Below are 18,647 nucleotides of genomic sequence, written 5' to 3' on the forward strand. Positions count from 1 at the left end.
CGTCATTCCTCCTGCTATCTTTTTCTATTATTCTACCTTATTTGATAGTAGATTTAAAACTTTGCAACAGAACCTTTGGAAAGTTACACGTTACTAAAGGGAATGTAGATAAATTATTAGGTATACTACTGACAGCTTCCAAGGAGCTAAAGAGGTCCCTAGCGCCTACGGGGAATTTGTATCGATAAGGGGTACAAATTCCCACTAAGCGCTCGGGACCCCTTGTAGGAAAATGTCCTAAGTGTGGCAACAATATTGTATTAAAAAAATCGTTTTATGGTTGTTCAAATTATCCTGAATGTACCTTCACTTTAGCTGAACATTTTAGAAAGAAAAAACTCACCAAAACAAATGTAAAAGAATTACTAGAGGGAAAAGAAACCCTGGTAAAAGGAATCAAAACGAAAGATAGAAAGTCCTACAATGCCGTTGTAAAAATCGGAGAAAAGGGATATATTGATTTTATCTCTTTTTCAAAATAAGCATAAAAGCCCTTTAAAGAGGGCTTTTGAGGTAACAGACAATGGCAAAGACAATTTTTGAGGAAATGGGCGGCAAATACGAAAGGCAAGGCGATTATTTAATACCGTGCTTAACTGTACCCGCCGGAGAAGAACAGCCGATAGGCATCTGGGGGCAACGGCATTTAGATTATCTAAAACAGTACCGTAAAGTTACATACACCAATCTTCTTACAAGCGGCAGGCTAAACGCCTACCTTGCCGACATCAACAGACAGGCACAGGAACGCTTTGAAAGGCTCATAGAGGGTATGAAACAGGCACAGGGCATAACGGAACAGCTAAAGGCAGAAAACGCCTTAGAATGGACAGGATGCCTCAATAACATAAGGGCTTGTGCGAGGGAGATTGTGGAAAAGGAAATTATTTTTGCATAAACAGATGATTAGTGGCAGGGGGAAATCCTGCCGCTTTTTCTGCTTTAGTTTGTCAGCTTGACAAATAAAGGGTTAAGGACTTGACAAATAAAGGGTTAAGGAATATAATTAGATTCAGTATTATACAAGGAGTTAATAAATATGCGGCAAGGTATTCTTAAATAAACTGTCAATTTGATAGTGGGAACAAAAAGTAGCAGTCCCGTTTCACTTTTAATATGGGGCTTAGTTTTTTGTACCCAGTTTAAGAATACTTTTATCATGTAATTTTATATGCCCGAAAACATATAAGTGTTTTGGGGCTATTGGAGTTATTTACCCAGTGATAGGAGTATTTATCACTGGGTATTTTTATGCCCTTTTTTGGGTGTTGATAGGAGGAAAATCACATGAAAATAATTAACTTAGGCATTCTGGCTCACGTTGACGCAGGAAAGACAACATTAACGGAGAGTTTATTGTATACCAGTGGTGCAATTGCAGAACCAGGGAGCGTAGATAAAGGCACAACAAGGACAGATACAATGAATTTGGAGCGTCAAAGGGGAATCACTATCCAGACAGCAGTGACATCTTTTCAGTGGGAGGATGTAAAAGTCAACATTATAGATACGCCAGGCCATATGGATTTTTTGGCGGAAGTATACCGTTCTTTATCCGTATTAGACGGAGCAGTATTATTAGTTTCTGCAAAGGATGGCATACAGGCACAGACCCGTATACTGTTTCATGCACTACAGACAATGAAGATTCCGACAATTTTTTTCATCAATAAAATTGACCAAGAGGGGATTGATTTGCCAATGGTATATCAAGAAATGAAAGCAAAGCTTTCTTCGGAAATTATAGTGAAGCAAAAGGTTGGGCAGCATCCCCATATAAATGTAACGGACAATGACGATATGGAACAGTGGGATGCGGTAATTATGGGAAACGATGAACTATTAGAGAAATATATGTCAGGGAAACCGTTTAAAATGTCAGAACTGGAACAGGAAGAAAACAGGAGATTCCAAAACGGAACGTTATTTCCCGTTTATCACGGAAGTGCTAAAAACAATCTGGGGATTCGGCAGCTTATAGAAGTGATTGCCAGTAAGTTTTATTCATCAACGCCTGAAGGTCAATCTGAACTATGCGGGCAGGTTTTTAAGATTGAATATTCAGAGAAAAGGCGGCGTTTTGTTTATGTGCGTATATATAGCGGAACATTGCATTTGAGGGATGTTATTAAAATATCTGAAAAAGAGAAAATAAAAATCACAGAGATGTGTGTTCCGACAAACGGTGAATTATATTCATCCGATACAGCCTGCTCTGGTGATATTGTAATTTTACCAAATGATGTTTTGCAGCTAAACAGTATTTTGGGGAACGAAATGCTGTTGCCGCAGAGAAAATTTATTGAAAATCCTCTCCCTATGCTCCAAACAACGATTGCAGTAAAGAAATCTGAACAGCGGGAAATATTGCTTGGGGCACTTACAGAAATTTCAGATGGCGACCCTCTTTTAAAATATTATGTGGATACTACAACGCATGAGATTATACTTTCTTTTTTGGGGAATGTGCAGATGGAAGTCATTTGTGCCATCCTTGAGGAAAAATATCATGTGGAGGCAGAAACAAAAGAGCCTACTGTTATATATATGGAAAGACCGCTTAGAAAAGCAGAATATACCATCCACATAGAAGTCCCGCCAAATCCTTTCTGGGCTTCTGTCGGGTTGTCCATAGAGCCGCTCCCTATTGGAAGCGGAGTGCAGTATGAAAGCAGAGTTTCACTTGGATATTTAAATCAATCGTTCCAAAATGCGGTTATGGAGGGGGTTCTTTATGGCTGCGAGCAGGGGCTGTATGGATGGAAAGTGACAGACTGTAAAATCTGTTTTGAATATGGATTGTATTATAGTCCTGTAAGTACCCCCGCAGACTTTCGGCTGCTTTCCCCTATCGTATTGGAGCAGGCTTTAAAAAAAGCAGGGACAGAACTATTAGAGCCATATCTCCACTTTGAAATTTATGCACCGCAGGAATATCTCTCACGGGCGTATCATGATGCTCCAAGGTATTGTGCAGATATTGTAAGTACTCAGATAAAGAATGACGAGGTCATTCTGAAAGGAGAAATCCCTGCTAGATGTATTCAAGAATACAGGAACGATTTAACTTATTTCACAAATGGGCAGGGAGTCTGCTTGACAGAGTTAAAAGGATACCAGCCAGCTATTGGTAAATTTATTTGCCAACCCCGCCGCCCGAATAGCCGTATAGATAAGGTTCGGCATATGTTCCACAAGTTAGCTTAACAGCTTGCAAAAGTCATATAAAATGAGATTTGAAAGGATTAGAGACTAATTATGATGAAATGCGAATGGATATTGTGTCCTGTTTGTGGGAGCAAAACCCGTAATAAAATTAGGAAGGACACTGTTTTGGAGAATTATCCCCTTTATTGTCCAAAATGCAGACAAGAAAGATTGATTAAAGTTGACAACTTGAAGATAACTGTCATCAAAGAGCCAGACGCTTAAGACGCAGAGCCGATGAAATTGTGGAACAATTCACGAATCATCGGCTCTTTTTGTTTCGTATTTGAAAGAACAAACTCACCAAATAAAAAAAACGATATTCGGGTGGGTTATTTTGTTATACTTATTTGTCCTATAAACTATTTAGCAGCATAATAGATTTATTGAAGAAGAAGCTGTTAGATTAATTTTAGGTGTTGATAAAAACAGCATAAAAGATATGTATAGCTTATTGAAAAAGAAATATAACCCTCAAAATAAGCCTGTTTCTTTTGCTGAAAATGAATTGCTAGAAATGGATTCAATTTTGGAAAAAGGCAATGAAATTAGACTATGATCCAAATGTAAAAGTTCAAATGATTCGACCGAAAAATAAATATAAATCGGATATACAATCGGCAATTGACGAAACTGCAAAATATCCTGTAAAGGATACGGATTTTATGACCGATGATGAAGAAAAGAATTTGAAACGTTTGTCTGATTTGGAGGAAGGTTTACACCGTAAAAGGTTAATCTCCTATGGTGGTTTGTTAAAAGAAATACATAAAAAATTAAACCTTGATGACACAGAAGAAGGCGATTTGATTCATACAGATGATGACGAAAAAGCCGATGAAGATGGATTTTCTATTATTGCAATGTGGAATTGGGAACGGAAAAATTATTTTATTAAAGAGTAGTTCAACAAACGGGCCATATTGTTGTATAAGTGATGAAATACTGAATTTAAAACTTAGTTTATATGTGGTAAAATGTTTTAATCAAGTTTAGGAGGAATTAATTATGAAGTGTAATGAATGTAACAGGGTTCAATTAAAAGAGGGAAGCGTATCATTTTTACGACACAACCAAATTTTAATTTGGCTTTGCATTTTATCTTTTTTTAGCGTATTAAATGAAATGGTTTTGAACGTCTCATTACCTGATATTGCAAATGATTTTAATAAATCACCGGCGAGTACAAGCTGGGTGAACACAGCCTTTATGTTAACCTTTTCTATTGGAACAGCTCTATATGGAAAGCTATCTGATCAGCTAGGCATTAAAAGGTTACTCCTATTTGGGATTATAATAAATTGCTTCGGATCGGTAATTGGGTTTGTTGGACATTCTTTTTTTCCCATACTTATTCTGGCTCGATTTATTCAAGGAGCTGGTGCAGCTGCATTTCCAGCACTCGTGATGGTTGTAGTTGCGCGCTATATTCCAAAGGAAAATAGGGGTAAAGCGTTTGGTCTTATTGGCTCCATAGTAGCTATGGGAGAAGGTATCGGTCCAGCTATTGGTGGAATGATAGCCCATTATATTCATTGGTCCTATCTTCTACTCATTCCTATGATAACAATTATCACTGTTCCGTTTCTTATGAAATTATTAAAGAAAGAAGTAAGGATAAAAGGTCATTTTGATATCAAAGGAATTATACTAATGTCTGTAGGTATTGTATTTTTTATGTTGTTTACAACATCATATAGCATTTCTTTTCTTATCGTTAGCGTGCTGTCATTCCTGATATTTGTAAAACATATCAGGAAAGTAACAGATCCTTTTGTTGATCCCGGATTAGGGAAAAATATACCTTTTATGATTGGAGTTCTTTGTGGGGGAATTATATTTGGAACAGTAGCAGGGTTTGTCTCTATTCTCAAGGACCAGACTACACATGTGGAGAGTGTAGTATTGATGTCACGAGCGTAAACGAAGTGTATTAATAATTATATTGTAATTAGATAGTAGGTGAAATTATGATTACTAAAAAAATTAAATCTAAGCGAGATGGACTGGAGCTCGAACTTGCTATTATAGAGCCAAGCTCTAATCCTATTGGAATTGTTCAGTTAGTTCATGGAATGTCAGAACATAAAGAAAGATACTACGATTTTATGAATTACTTAGCTCAAAACGGTTATGTCTGTGCGATTCATGACCATAGAGGTCACGGAGCTAGCGTTAAAGACTCATCTCACTTAGGATATTTTTATACAGAGGACAGCTCTGTTATTGTTGACGATGCTTATCAAGTGACAGAATACTTAAAAGAAAGATATCCTTCGTTAAGTATTTCAATATTTAGTCATAGCATGGGCACTCTTGTTTCTAGAAATTATTTAAAGAAATACGATTACGAGCTTGATAAAATAGTTTTATGTGGGCCACCAACTGAGAATAAATTAGCGGGATTTGCAGTATTTTTAGCAAAAATAAGCAGTGTTTTTTATGGCAAATATAAGCCCAATAAATTTTTTAATTCTTTATCAGCCGGTCAATATAGCAAGGGATATGAAAGCCAGCTAGATTGGATTTGCGCTAATCCAGACACAGTCAAGGAATACGATGCAGATCCGCTTTGTGGTTTTATATTTACTACAAATGCATTTATCAATCTTTTTAAATTATTAAAATCAGCGTACAATGGCAAAGACTGGAGACCAAAAAACACTGCTTTACCAATATTTTTAATAGCTGGAGAAGATGATCCTGTTATTCAAGGAAACGAAAAGTTTAAGGGTTTAGAAGGATTCTTAAAAAGTCTTGGATATAAAAACATTAAAAGCAAGCTTTATAAAGGTATGAGACATGAAATACTTAATGAAAGAGATAAAGAAACTATTTATCAGGACGTGCTAGAATTTTTACGCTCTGATACAAATAAAAAAGAAAAGATTTAGAATGTACTGACCCCAAAAAGTTGGACAAATAATTATTGAAAGGATTTAGTTCTGTATTGGACAGGACTAATGTTACTGCTTGCAAAAACTATTTATTATTAATAGAATGGAACAGATTGGATGGTAAAGGTATGATTAGAAAATTTCAGAAAGAAGATATTGAAAAGTAATATGGGATTGGCAAATGCAACATTTGATTTATTCTTGGTAAAAGTCGGCTCTGCTCAGGTAAACCTATAAAAACTGTGACAACAGGGGCTGACGGTAAGGCTATAATTGATGAGCTGGATTATGACAAAGAGTATATATTGGTTGAAACAAAGGCTCCTAACGGATATGTTTTAAATAAGGAACCTGTAAAAGTTAATGTAAAAGATTTGGATGAGGGTGAAGCCGTTATAAAGCTTTCTGTTAAAAATGATAAGGATAACAAAACTAATCCTCCTGCAAATGTTCCTACGGTAGTTAAGAAATATAAAGCTCCGGAAACCGGAGATAGCTCCAACATTAGTTTTTACTTGGTGACAGGCGTTGTTGCTTTGTTTATGTTGCTTGGATTGATTGGTAAGAACCATAGAAAGAATAATTGATTAGTCAGATGAATTAGAATGGCTTACATATAGCTATCTCTATATTGTAGTGGACTTAGAGGCAAAATCAAAGCACTTCAAGCAAATACTTGGAGTACTTTTTGATAGATGAAAGCAGGAGGTTGTATATGAAGAAGAACTATATTTTATTAACAGCGTATATGATTATAATGGGAATAGGACTTTTTATCAGTAATCATTTCTTAAATACTCCATATAATTCAACGGAGTTCAGCAGGAAGTTTTTGCCGTTTATGTTTATATTAGCGATATTGGTTTTGTACTACGGCATAAAAAATAAAAATGAATTAACCTTGAACTCAGAAAGCAAGCCGAGCTATGTATTTTCAGCACTTTTGTTCATCCCTGTAGTAGGGTTTGGACTATATTCAATTGTCAGAGGATTTAGTCCGGATTTAGCATTTGTTATATTGATAATAGATACTGCTTTGATTGGAATAGCTGAAGAAGGCATGTACAGAGGGATATTGCTTGGTGCAATGGCGAAGAAGATGAATCCGGCTCTTGCCATACTGCTGTCTTCAGTGCTATTTTGTGCATTACATTTAATAAATGTTATAGGAGGTCTATCAGTCTCCGAGCTAATGGGACAACTTGTCTCAACCTTTGTTATGGGAGTGTTCTTAGGAGCTATGTATTTGGACACACGAAAAATACTGTTCCCTATAATTTTCCATTCTCTTTGGGATTACATATTGCTCAGCGGTAGCCTTGCAGAAGTTCAAATTCTGCCTATAGTATTGATAGGGGTATATGTTTTAGAGGTGGTTATTTCCCTTGTAATAATAATTAAACTTCTAAGGAAAAAAGAAAGTTTTTTCAGCTAGTAAGGGAATACAATTTTATATGCTTCTCCGACATTCAGATTGGTCGAGGTGAACGAAACTTAATAAAACTGAATTCAAAGATATGAGGCGATAGAAATGGAGTATCATACCCCAAAATCTATCGTCTTTTCTGGTGTCCGAAGTTAAAAAGAGAGGGATGCGAAAGCGGAATGTGATTGTTTTTACCACCAATCCTCCTTATGAGGTTGTCGCTCTGCTGGTGAAAGCCTAGAAACCTTTGAACGAAAGGGATACTGAAAAGCCTTGAAACCAAGGCTTTTTGTCGTATGGGAGAAGTATCAGAGTGAGGAATTTTTTGGAGTGAGTAGAAGTGATAGCTAGAAATTATCAAAATCTATTTCCATTTACCCTGTGGGTACGTGTTTATTTCCATTGACAAGGAGTTTTGGGGAATAGAAACGTAACTACCTTTAAATCGTTTAAATGATTGCCCCTGAAAGTGGAGAGAAAGGGAAATGAGTAGATGTGAAATGTGATATAATAAAAGAAAAATTATTGTATAGAATGAGAAGAGAGTATGAAATATAATGACTTCATAAAAGAAACTATAATGGATTTCAGTTCTATAGAGTTTAAGAATATCAAAGCTTTACTTATTTGGAGAGTATATTCAATTTTCCTTTTTGGAGGATAATCGGATTGATCAGTATATTTTTTCTGAAAAATTATGTGATTATTTAGAAAAATTGGAATTGAAGACCAAGATACCTTTTCAAAAACACTCTTTAATTCCAAATATTGGATAGAATTTAGTTTTAAAATCAATTGTACTATCAAAAATAAAACAAGATATTAATGAGAAAATAGATGCAAGATAGTCTACGTACACTTGGATATAAAACTAGGGAAATGTTGTAACTAAATTTTATAATCCTTGGATATTATTAGAGCCACTCATCAGAAAGGAAATCTATGTCAAAATTTTCCCCTACTGGACAGTCGGTCCATGAATTGTTTGCAGAATTGAAAACAGTCCGTAAGCAGGAAGATGCCTACAAATTACTAGAATTGCACCAGCGCATCAGCCAGGAGGAAGCTGTCGTTTGGTATCCCAGCATTATTGGCTTTGGTTGCTACCATTATAAGTATGATACTGGGACGGAAGGAGATTCACCCATTCTCGCTTTTGCGGCCAGACAGGCCAAGATTAGTCTTTATATTGATCAAAATCTGCCTGGACGCCAGGAGCTATTGGACCGTTTGGGCAAGCATAAGGCAGCAGTTGGTTGTGTCTATGTTAATAAATTGGCAGACATTGATATGGAAGTTCTAGAGGAAATTCTGGTCAAATCAATTGAATACCACCGTCAAAAAGGGGAGTAAAATCATGGATGAAACCTTATTGAAAAAGCTAAAGTTGGATAAGTTCACAGATGTGGCTATGATGAAACCAGCGCAGGAGGAAGAAACTGCTTTTGATGGCTATGGCTTTCCGACAGAAGTAGCGGAGAAACTTGAGCTTGGGCTAGCCTACGTTTATAGCTTAGAGGAGATGAAGAACATTATTTTGCAGGCATCTGCACAACATCTCCTAGTTGAAAATGGTCAGCTTTATCTCTTCTATCCCAAAAATAAGAACAAGCTAGGGCACGCTCCCATTCATCGCGATCACATTTTTCCCTGTCTAGAAGTTACTGATGAGGATGGCTATATCAAGGGCACAGCCTACAAGTTCAATCGAATGGTGGCGCTTGATGACAACTACACCATGGTGGCAGTCAAATTCCAACCAGAAACAAAGGTCCAGTCAAGCAGTCGATCGTCAGCCAGAGTAGGCGATTATCTGGATAAGGTCGTAGACATTGAGGGATTTTTGGAACATCATCCAAAAGAATTGAGCTTTTATCAGAGTTTAACGCCAGGCTATCAACGAGATTGGGCCAGGTATGTTTACTCAGCCAAGACAGAGGCCACGCAGAACAAGCGTCTGGCTGAAATGGTTGATATTTTAGAACAAGGCTACAAGACAAAGCAATTGTATCGAGAAGGTAAAAAATAATTGTCTATCATAGTAAAAAATGTAAATCCGAACAAATAGTAAAATAGGAGCGCTTGCACTTGCATGCTCTTCTATTTTTTTGTAGAATAGTAAAAGTGAGGTTTTTAAATGAGTAAAAAAGATAAAAAAATTGAAATCCAACTAGAAGATAGCAAGGTTGTGGTTAATAAAGAAGAATTTTCAGGTTATCGTTTGGTTATCGGAAAAAAAGTTATCGGTGAGATTGCTGAATTTGAAGAAAAAAATCTTGCAGTGGTAAAAAACGGAGCTGTTGATAGTTTTTATAAATCTTTGGAATCAGCAGTAGCAAATATTATCGAAAATTATAATTTAAGCAATTAGAAGACTTGTAATTATCACTATTCTATGGTAGAATAGTGAATGTTAGTGCGCGGAGAGATAGCGAAGAGGCTAAACGCGGCGGACTGTAAATCCGCTCCTTCGGGTTCGGGGGTTCGAATCCCTCTCTCTCCATATCTAAGATACTAAGGGCGTCAAACGCACAGTAAAAATAGGAAGTTGACAGCAAATCCTGATTTGCTAGGCAACTTATCTTTTTTACACAGCGTTTAGCCCGAGTTCATTTCAGAACGTTATCTTAGTGGTGTATTTTGGGGTATCGCCAAGCGGTAAGGCAAGGGACTTTGACTCCCTCATGCGTTGGTTCGAATCCAGTTACCCCAGTCAAGGTATTAGGTTTATCCTAATTCGTCAAAGATGTCCATATTGTTGTTGTCCTTGCGTGTGCCTTAATAAAATATATTTTATGTTGGGTCGGGAGGCCCGATTGTCGGAGGTTTATTTATAATGAACGAATTTGAAGATTTGTTGAACAGTGTAAGCGAAGTTACACCTGGTGATGTCGTAACTGCTGAAGTATTGACAGTTGATGCTGGTCAAGCGAATGTAGCTATCTCAGGTACTGGTGTAGAAGGCGTATTGACTCTTCGTGAGTTGACAAACGACCGTGATGCTGATATCAACGACCTTGTTAAAGTTGGTGAAACACTTGAATTGCTTGTGCTTCGTCAAGTAGTAGGGAAAGATACTGACACTGTTACATATCTTGTTTCTAAGAAACGTTTGGAAGCACGTAAAGCATGGGACAAGCTTGTTGGTCGTGAAGACGAAGTTGTTACAGTTAAAGTTACTCGTGCCGTTAAAGGCGGTCTTGCAGTTGAATTTGAAGGTCTTCGTGGATTTATCCCAGCTTCAATGATCGATAGCCGTTTCACTCGTAACACTGAGCGCTTTGTAGGTCAAGAATTTGATGCTAAAATCAAAGAAGTTGATCCAGCAGAAAACCGCTTCATCTTGTCACGACGTGACGTTGTTGAAGAATCAGCAGCAGCAGCACGTGCAGAAGTATTTGGTAAGTTGTCAGTAGGTGAAGTTGTAACTGGTAAAGTTGCCCGTATCACTAGCTTCGGTGCTTTCATCGACCTTGGTGGTGTTGATGGTTTGGTTCACTTAACTGAATTGTCACATGAGCGTAACGTATCTCCTAAATCAGCAGTTACTGTTGGTGAAGAAGTTGAAGTTAAAGTTCTTGCTATCGACGAAGTTGAAGGTCGCGTATCATTGTCATTGAAAGCTACACAGCCTGGTCCATGGGACGGCGTTGAGCAAAAATTGGCAGCTGGTGATGTGATTGAAGGTAAAGTGAAACGTTTGACTGACTTCGGTGCTTTCGTTGAAGTATTGCCAGGTATCGATGGTTTGGTACACATCTCACAAATTTCACACAAACGTGTTGAAAATCCAAAAGATGCTTTGTCAGTAGGTCAAGAAGTTACTGTTAAAGTTCTTGAAGTGAATGCAGCTGATGAGCGTGTATCACTTTCTATCAAGGCTTTGGAAGAGCGTCCAGCAGCAGCTGAAGGCGAAGAAAAAGCTGAAAAACGTGCACCACGTCCACGTCGTCAAAAACGCGAAGAAAAACGTGACTTCGAATTGCCAGAAACACAAACTGGTTTCTCAATGGCAGACCTTTTCGGTGACATTGAATTGTAATTCGATTAAAAACTTGCCTTGCGCAAGTTTTTCCTTTCCACCCTTAGTGTAATGGATATCACGTAAGATTCCGGTTCTTGAGATGGGGGTTCGATTCCCTCAGGGTGGACTAAATAGTAGAAGAAGCCTGGTGTGCAGGCTTTTTCTATATTCTTTTGATTTTGGAGGCCAACCATGCTACATTTTGAAAATGACTACAACAAAGGTGCCCACCCAGTTCTGCTTGAAGCCTTGGTTGCTAGCAACCAAGAAGGTTTATCTGGCTATGGAACAGATTGCTATACCCAGTCAGCTATTGAGAAAATTCGTCAGGCGATCGCTTGTCCTCAAGCTCAAATCACTTTTCTGGCTGGCGGTACTCAGACCAATCAGATTGCCATCAATTCCATGCTGGCTTCTTATGAGGGTGTGATTGCTGCAGATACTGGGCATATTTCTACACATGAGGCTGGTGCTATTGAATTTTCTGGACACAAGGTTTTGACACTGCCGCATCATGAAGGGAAAATAACGGCAAGTGAGGTTGATAACTTCATCAAAGATTTCTATGCTGATGCTAATCATGCCCATATGGTTCATCCAGGAATGGTTTATATTTCCCACCCGACTGAATATGGTACGCTTTATAGCAAAACAGAGTTAGAAGACTTGTCCAAAGTTTGCCAGCAGCACAATATTCCGCTCTTTTTAGACGGTGCTCGCTTGGGTTATGGGCTTGCTGCACGCGATACGGATCTTGATTTGCAGGCCATAGCAGAGCTGACAGATGTTTTCTATATCGGTGGGACAAAACTTGGTGCCTTGTTGGGAGAAGCCCTTGTCTTTACAAAGAATAATCAGCCAAAGAATTTTGTGTCCATCGTCAAGCACCACGGTGCCTTGTTAGCTAAGGGACGATTGATTGGGGTCCAGTTTGATCGATTGTTCACTGATGACTTGTATCTTGAATTGGGGCGTCATGCTATCGCGATGGCAGAGCAGCTTATAGAGATTTTGGAAGAAAAAGATTTTAAATTCTATCTCAAATCACCGACCAATCAGCAGTTTGTCATCGTCAAAAATGAAGAGTTGCCGAAATTGTCTGAATCAGGCATTGCTTTCAGTTTCTGGGAAAAATATGACGATAGTCACAGTATCATACGCTTTGCAACTAGCTGGTCAACTAGCCAGGCTGACATCGAACGGTTGAAAGAAATTTTATAGGTATGCAAGACAGTCCGTGGGCTGTCTTTTCGTAGTGATGGTTGGCGAAAGCTGGTAAAAAGTGATAAAATAGGACTATTGCAAGCAAAGGAATGAAAAAATGATTTATTTTGACAATGCAGCCACGACTCAGGTCTATCCAGAAGTGCTCAAGACCTATACAGAAGTAGCGACAAAAATTTGGGGCAATCCGTCTAGTCTGCACAATTTGGGCAGTCAGGCAACCCGTATCTTAGAGGCCTCCCGTAAGCAGATTGCGGACCTGCTAGGCAAGGATAGCAAGGAAATCTTCTTTACCTCTGGTGGTACAGAGGGGGACAACTGGGTCATCAAGGGAGTGGCCTTTGAAAAGGCCCATTTGGGCAAGCACATCATCGTGTCAGCTATCGAGCATCCAGCGGTCAAGGAGTCAGCTCTATGGCTCAAAACGCAAGGTTTTGAGGTGGATTTGGCTCCGGTCAATGCCCAAGGTTTTGTGGATGTTGCAGCCTTAGAAAACTTGATTCGTCCAGATACCACATTGGTTTCTGTCATGGCCGTCAACAATGAAATTGGTGCTATTCAGCCCATTCAGGAAATTTCTCAACTGTTAGCTGATAAGCCAACAATCTCCTTCCATGTGGATGCCGTTCAGGCAATTGGCAAGGTACCAACGGAACGGTATCTAATAGACCGAGTTGATTTTGCTAGTTTTTCAGGTCATAAATTCCACTCTGTCAAGGGAGTTGGTTTCGTCTATGTCAAAGCAGGCAAGAAAATCGCTCCGCTATTGACAGGAGGAGGACAGGAAAGCGACAAACGTTCAACCACGGAAAATGTGGCTGGTATCGCAGCAACTGCTAAGGCGCTCCGCTTGACCCTGGACAAGGCAGCAGATAGCCAGAAGCAACTGGCAGCCATGAAGCAGATTTTGGTAGATGAATTGGGTAAATACGATGATGTGACAGTCTTTTCTGGACAGGACGACTATGTGCCTAGCATTGTGACATTCGGCATTAAAAACATTCGTGGTGAAGTCATCGTCCATGCCTTTGAAGACCACCAGATTTACATTTCGACCACCTCTGCCTGTTCATCCAAGGCTGGAAAACCAGCTGGAACACTGATTGCTATGGGTGTTTCGCAGAAGTTGGCTCAAACTGCCGTCCGTATCAGCTTAGACGATGATAACGACATGGGGCAAATCGAACAATTCCTCACAATTTTCAAGCAAATTTATCACAATACACAGAAAGTAAGGTAGTATGAACTATTCAGAAATTATGATTCGCTATGGCGAATTGTCAACCAAAGGGAAAAACAAGATGCGGTTTGTCAACAAACTGCGTAACAACATCAAGCACGTCCTTTCAGTCTATCCAGAAGTGACAGTTTACTTTGACCGTGACCGTGGTCATGTCTATTTGAATGGGGCGGATTATCAGGAAGTTTCAGCTTCATTGAAGAAGATTTTTGGGATCCAAAATTTCGCACCGTCTTATAAGATTGAAAAGTCAGTTCCAGCCTTGAAAGAAGCGGTTGTGGAGATTATGCAGTCCATTTACAAGGAAGGGATGACCTTCAAGATTGCGGCACGTCGTAGCGACCACAGTTTTGAATTGGACAGCCGTGACCTCAATCAAGTCCTTGGAGATGCAGTTTTCACAGCTATTCCAAATGTACAGGTGCAGATGAAGTCGCCAGACATTACTTTGCGAGTGGAAATTCGTCCAGATGCAGCTTATATTTCCCATGAAGAAATCAAGGGGGCAGGTGGTCTTCCAGTTGGTACATCTGGTAAGGGTACGCTGATGCTATCAGGTGGTATTGATTCGCCTGTTGCGGGCTATTTAGCTCTCAAACGTGGGGTTGAAATCGAAGCCCTTCACTTTGCAAGTCCGCCTTATACTAGCCCAGGTGCTCTTAAAAAAGCACATGATTTGACCCGTAAATTGACTGCCTTTGGTGGTAATATCACCTTTATCGAAGTGCCATTTACTGAAATTCAGGAAGAAATTAAGGAAAAAGCACCTGAAGCTTATTTGATGACCTTGACCCGTCGTTTCATGATGCGGATTACAGACCGAGTTCGTGAAGAACGTGGTGCCATGGTTATTATCAATGGTGAAAGTCTAGGACAAGTGGCAAGTCAGACCTTGGAGTCTATGCAGGCCATCAATGCAGTGACCAATACACCTGTTATCCGTCCAGTTGTGACTATGGACAAGTTGGAAATCATTGATATTGCTCAAGAAATTGATACCTTTGATATTTCCATTCAGCCCTTTGAGGATTGCTGTACCATCTTTGCCCCTGACCGTCCAAAAACCAATCCGAAAATCAAACATGTCGAGCAATACGAAGCTCGTATGGATGTAGAAGGATTGGTGGAACGAGCTGTTGCAGGGATTATTGTAACTGAAATTACACCAAAAGTGGAAGCAAAAGATGAGATTGACAATTTAATCGAAGATTTACTGTAAACTGTTGATGAAGTTTAATGTCTGACACGGTTGGGAAAGAATAGACAGCTTTAGAAAGAAATTCATTCGCGCATCAAATGAAGGTTAATTTTAACTTGATTTGATGCGTTTTTTAATTATTTGACTTAGGTGTCGTTACCTTAATAACCTAACGTTCGGAAAAAATCGAATTTTTGTGGTATAATGGACTTTCGAAAAAGATAAGAAGGAGTTTTTATGAAAAAAGGAGCGCTAACAGGATTACTCCTGTTTGGTATGTTTTTTGGTGCAGGAAACTTGATTTTCCCACCTGCACTTGGTGTCTTATCTGGTGAGAATTTCTGGCCAGCAATTTTAGGATTTGTCGTATCGGGTGTCGGAATTGCCGTCATTGCCTTGATTGTCGGAACATTGAACCCCAAAGGCTATGTGCATGAGATTTCTCGTAAGATTTCTCCAGCCTTTGCAACGGTCTATCTTGTTGCCTTGTACTTGGCAATAGGACCATTTTTTGCAATTCCACGTACAGCTACAACGTCATTTGAGGTTGGAATTGCTCCATTGTTGGGCGATGCGAATCTGGGTCTATGGTTGTTTGGTTTTACAGCTTTTTACTTTGTGGCAGCCTATTTGATCGCCTTGAAACCGTCTAAAATTTTGGACACGATTGGTCGGATTTTGACTCCGGTTTTTGCTATCTTGATTGTCATTTTGGTTGTTTTGGGAATTGTCAAGTATGGTTCAACTAATCCTTTACCAGCCGCAGAAAGCTACACGGCAGGACGTGCATTTGGAACAGGTTTTATCGAAGGTTATAATACACTGGATGCCTTGGCAGCAGTAGCTTTTAGTGTGGTAGCGGTCAATACCTTGAAACAGCTTGGATTTTCAAGCAAGAAAGAGTATGTGTCAACCATTTGGTCGGTTGGAGCAGTCGTTGCACTGGCTTTCTCTGCTCTCTATATTGGTTTAGCATTCTTGGGCAATCATTTCCCAGTACCAGCTGATGTTCTAGCTTCTGACACAAACAAGGGCGTCTACATCTTGTCGCAAGCAACGCAAGCTATTTTTGGTCCTAGCGCCCAGATTTTCTTGGCTGCTATGGTTATCGTGACTTGCTTTACGACGACAGCGGGTTTGATTGTTTCGACAGGCGAATTTTTCGCGGAACGTTTGCCGAAATTTTCCTATAAGGTTTATGCGACAGTCTTTACCTTGATTGGATTTGGAATTGCTAACCTTGGTTTGAGCAAGATTATTGCCTTTTCTATCCCAGTTCTCTTGGTTCTCTACCCGATTACCATTTGTTTTGTTCTGATTACCATTGTCAATAAATTTGTGCCTCTGTCAAAACCAGGCATGCAGCTGACAGTTGGTGTGGTAACAGTCTTGTCGCTAGTAGAAGTCTTGGCTGGACAATTTGGCTGGTCAGGAATTTCAAACCTGATTGGAGCTCTGCCATTTGCCGGACAATCCTTATCATGGCTGATGCCAGCAGTGGTTGGCATCCTGCTCTCGCTCTTCTTGCCAAACAAACAGACCAGTGAAAGCTTTGAAATGTAAAAAAATCATACAAAACACTTGCATTTGCAGGTGTTTTTGTTATAATGGGAGTGTTGACTATGCACATTTCCTGTGCAACCGCACGAATGCCGTTTAAGTGGTTCGTCCCACGGTACTAGGCGAGTCTTCACATTAAATTCGGGCTGAGCCCTAAAATTCATAGGAGGTGCATAATGAGCACATATGCAATCATTAAAACTGGCGGCAAACAAGTTAAAGTTGAAGTCGGTCAAGCTATCTACGTTGAAAAATTGAACGTTGAAGCAGGTCAAGAAGTTACTTTCGAAGAAGTAGTTCTTGTTGGTGGTGAGAAAACTGTTGTGGGTACTCCACTCGTAGCAGGCGCTACTGTTGTTGGTACTGTTGAAAAACAAGGTAAACAGAAAAAAGTTGTTACCTTCAAGTACAAACCTAAAAAAGGTAGCCACCGCAAACAAGGTCACCGTCAACCTTACACAAAAGTTGTTATCAACGCTATCAACGCTTAATCGCGTAGCTTGAAGCAATCATTACAGAAATTCGGAGGAATAACATATGTTAAACTTGAATCTTGCTAATTTGCAATTTATGGCCCACAAAAAAGGTGGAGGTTCAACGTCAAACGGTCGTGATTCACAAGCGAAACGCCTTGGTGCGAAAGCTGCTGACGGCCAAACTGTATCAGGTGGTTCAATCCTTTACCGCCAACGTGGTACAAAAATCTACCCAGGAGCTAACGTAGGTCGTGGTGGAGATGACACTCTTTACGCTAAAGTAGAAGGCGTTGTACGCTTCGAACGTAAAGGTCGCGATAAGAAACAAGTATCTGTTTACCCAATCGCAAAATAATCATATAAAAAGGTCCATCGGGCCTTTTTATTTTTTGAATAGTATAAAAACAAGGGAGTTTTTTGAAAATGAAAAATCTTAAAATTGTTAGTAGAAATCTATTATCTGAAAGTGAGTTGGTAGCTTGCCAACAGTTAAATAGAGAATGTCAAATTGCAGATGGTAGCCATCGGCAGCCTTACTTATCAAATATGCTTAATTTCGATAAAAGTATGCCAGCTTTTTTGCTTGCCTATAAGGAAGATACTTTACTTGGTTTGTTAGCGATTTATGCAGATGATAAGGAAGATTTTGCTGAGGTGAGCCTACTTGTCAGACCAGATGTCCGAAGAAGAGGAATTGGTAGCCAACTGTTAGCACGCTTTGAAAGGATTCAGAAAGAGCATCAACTTCTTGGTCCGCTTTTTGTGACAGAGCAAGTTTTCTTAGAGCATCATCCTAATTTACTAGAAAATATGAATCTAGTAGCAGAAGAAGAGAGGGAAACCTGGTTATGCAGAAATCGTCATCCATTCGAAGATGTAAACCTGAGTGACTTAATCTTTGCATTGGCTGTAGAAAGTGATATCCCTGCTATTGCTAACTTTCAGTCTAAGGCCTTTGACACCACTTTGGAAGTTAGTGAGCAATATGCTAAAGAAGCGATTCAAGATGAGAACAGTATCTTATATATTATCAAAAATAATGAGAAGGTCCTTGGCTCCTGCACTGTAGACCTTTCTACAAGTTACAACTACCTCTATGGTTTAGCAGTGGACGAAGATGCCAGAGGAAGAGGTATTGGTACGAACTTGGTCAAATTGGTCATCAATGATCTGATTGAAAGAAATTCTAAAGATTTTCAAATTGCCGTTGAAGAGGAAAATGAGGGTGCTTGGAAGTTGTATAGGAAATTAGGATTTGAGGAACAGACTCAAATTGTCTATTTAAAGGGGAAAAATTAGTCCATAAGTTTAAATCGAGAACCCAAATTTCAAGTTGAACTTAGCCATCCAAAAGAAATTCACTCGGCGACTTGTAGTCCAAGCATTTTTTAGGGT

Annotated in this window: 18 protein-coding genes, 3 tRNA genes, 2 pseudogenes and 1 other annotated feature; all 23 genes and pseudogenes read left to right on the forward strand. The window is 39.3% G+C overall.

Annotated features, from left to right (window positions below; genetic code table 11):
- Positions 1-221: 221 nt before the first annotated feature.
- Positions 222-482, forward strand: a pseudogene (locus ACHBIF_RS10740) (topoisomerase DNA-binding C4 zinc finger domain-containing protein); the annotation flags it as partial.
- A gap of 41 nt (positions 483-523) precedes the next feature.
- Positions 524-898, forward strand: a complete 375-nt coding sequence (locus tag ACHBIF_RS10745; RefSeq protein ID WP_394720430.1) for a TnpV protein — start codon at positions 524-526, stop codon at positions 896-898.
- Between the two features lie 389 nt (positions 899-1,287).
- Entirely contained in the window at positions 1,288-3,207 is a 1,920-nt protein-coding gene (gene tet(O), locus ACHBIF_RS10750) for a tetracycline resistance ribosomal protection protein Tet(O) (protein ID WP_044772610.1), read from the forward strand.
- A gap of 51 nt (positions 3,208-3,258) precedes the next feature.
- Positions 3,259-3,432 carry a cysteine-rich KTR domain-containing protein gene (locus ACHBIF_RS10755; RefSeq protein WP_002779755.1) on the forward strand — a complete coding sequence of 58 codons (174 nt, stop codon included), beginning with the start codon at positions 3,259-3,261 and terminating at the stop codon, positions 3,430-3,432.
- Positions 3,433-3,728: 296 nt separating this feature from the next.
- Positions 3,729-4,112: a protein rep gene (locus ACHBIF_RS10760; RefSeq protein ID WP_269089472.1), complete on the forward strand. Its 384-nt coding sequence runs from the start codon at positions 3,729-3,731 to the stop codon at positions 4,110-4,112.
- A 103-nt stretch (positions 4,113-4,215) separates the two neighbouring features.
- A pseudogene (locus tag ACHBIF_RS10765) lies at positions 4,216-5,070 on the forward strand (tetracycline resistance efflux system leader peptide); the annotation flags it as partial.
- A gap of 107 nt (positions 5,071-5,177) precedes the next feature.
- Positions 5,178-6,101 carry an alpha/beta fold hydrolase gene (locus tag ACHBIF_RS10770; protein WP_105111008.1) on the forward strand — a complete coding sequence of 308 codons (924 nt, stop codon included), beginning with the start codon at positions 5,178-5,180 and terminating at the stop codon, positions 6,099-6,101.
- A 236-nt stretch (positions 6,102-6,337) separates the two neighbouring features.
- The gene (locus tag ACHBIF_RS10775; RefSeq protein WP_269089473.1) at positions 6,338-6,691 is read left to right on the forward strand and encodes a prealbumin-like fold domain-containing protein; all 354 of its coding nucleotides are present in this window, start codon (positions 6,338-6,340) and stop codon (positions 6,689-6,691) included.
- A gap of 128 nt (positions 6,692-6,819) precedes the next feature.
- A complete protein-coding gene (locus ACHBIF_RS10780; RefSeq protein ID WP_394720433.1) occupies positions 6,820-7,539 on the forward strand; it encodes a CPBP family intramembrane glutamic endopeptidase in 720 nt (239 codons plus the stop codon).
- Positions 7,540-8,472: 933 nt separating this feature from the next.
- Complete coding sequence (locus ACHBIF_RS10785; RefSeq protein ID WP_105111011.1) at positions 8,473-8,883, forward strand: DUF1801 domain-containing protein; 411 nt, start codon at positions 8,473-8,475, stop codon at positions 8,881-8,883.
- Positions 8,884-8,887: 4 nt separating this feature from the next.
- On the forward strand, positions 8,888-9,559 hold the full coding sequence (locus tag ACHBIF_RS10790) for a YdeI/OmpD-associated family protein (protein WP_394720435.1): 672 nt from the start codon (positions 8,888-8,890) through the stop codon (positions 9,557-9,559).
- 108 nt (positions 9,560-9,667) lie between these two features.
- Positions 9,668-9,901, forward strand: a complete 234-nt coding sequence (locus ACHBIF_RS10795; protein WP_105111013.1) for a DUF2969 domain-containing protein — start codon at positions 9,668-9,670, stop codon at positions 9,899-9,901.
- 51 nt (positions 9,902-9,952) lie between these two features.
- Positions 9,953-10,033 (forward strand) — tRNA-Tyr (locus ACHBIF_RS10800).
- A 138-nt stretch (positions 10,034-10,171) separates the two neighbouring features.
- Positions 10,172-10,243, forward strand: a tRNA-Gln gene (locus tag ACHBIF_RS10805).
- A gap of 123 nt (positions 10,244-10,366) precedes the next feature.
- Positions 10,367-11,572, forward strand: coding sequence for a 30S ribosomal protein S1 (rpsA, locus tag ACHBIF_RS10810; RefSeq protein ID WP_105111014.1), 1,206 nt, complete (start codon positions 10,367-10,369; stop codon positions 11,570-11,572).
- 37 nt (positions 11,573-11,609) lie between these two features.
- A tRNA-Arg gene (locus ACHBIF_RS10815) sits at positions 11,610-11,681 on the forward strand.
- 65 nt (positions 11,682-11,746) lie between these two features.
- On the forward strand, positions 11,747-12,775 hold the full coding sequence (locus ACHBIF_RS10820) for a threonine aldolase family protein (protein ID WP_394720438.1): 1,029 nt from the start codon (positions 11,747-11,749) through the stop codon (positions 12,773-12,775).
- A 100-nt stretch (positions 12,776-12,875) separates the two neighbouring features.
- Positions 12,876-14,018, forward strand: coding sequence for a cysteine desulfurase family protein (locus tag ACHBIF_RS10825; protein WP_394720440.1), 1,143 nt, complete (start codon positions 12,876-12,878; stop codon positions 14,016-14,018).
- 1 nt (position 14,019) lies between these two features.
- Positions 14,020-15,237, forward strand: a complete 1,218-nt coding sequence (thiI, locus tag ACHBIF_RS10830) for a tRNA uracil 4-sulfurtransferase ThiI (protein ID WP_394720442.1) — start codon at positions 14,020-14,022, stop codon at positions 15,235-15,237.
- Between the two features lie 216 nt (positions 15,238-15,453).
- A complete protein-coding gene (gene brnQ / locus ACHBIF_RS10835; protein ID WP_394720444.1) occupies positions 15,454-16,779 on the forward strand; it encodes a branched-chain amino acid transport system II carrier protein in 1,326 nt (441 codons plus the stop codon).
- Between the two features lie 66 nt (positions 16,780-16,845).
- Positions 16,846-16,916, forward strand: a sequence feature (ribosomal protein L21 leader region).
- Positions 16,917-16,952: 36 nt separating this feature from the next.
- Positions 16,953-17,267 carry a 50S ribosomal protein L21 gene (rplU, locus tag ACHBIF_RS10840; RefSeq protein ID WP_002941330.1) on the forward strand — a complete coding sequence of 105 codons (315 nt, stop codon included), beginning with the start codon at positions 16,953-16,955 and terminating at the stop codon, positions 17,265-17,267.
- Positions 17,268-17,313: 46 nt separating this feature from the next.
- Positions 17,314-17,607: a 50S ribosomal protein L27 gene (gene rpmA / locus ACHBIF_RS10845; RefSeq protein ID WP_009909754.1), complete on the forward strand. Its 294-nt coding sequence runs from the start codon at positions 17,314-17,316 to the stop codon at positions 17,605-17,607.
- 68 nt (positions 17,608-17,675) lie between these two features.
- Positions 17,676-18,551: a GNAT family N-acetyltransferase gene (locus ACHBIF_RS10850; RefSeq protein ID WP_394720449.1), complete on the forward strand. Its 876-nt coding sequence runs from the start codon at positions 17,676-17,678 to the stop codon at positions 18,549-18,551.
- Positions 18,552-18,647 lie beyond the last annotated feature (96 nt).

It is taken from the genome of Streptococcus sp. A11 (assembly GCF_043674225.1).
Lineage (GTDB): Bacteria > Bacillota > Bacilli > Lactobacillales > Streptococcaceae > Streptococcus > Streptococcus suis_V.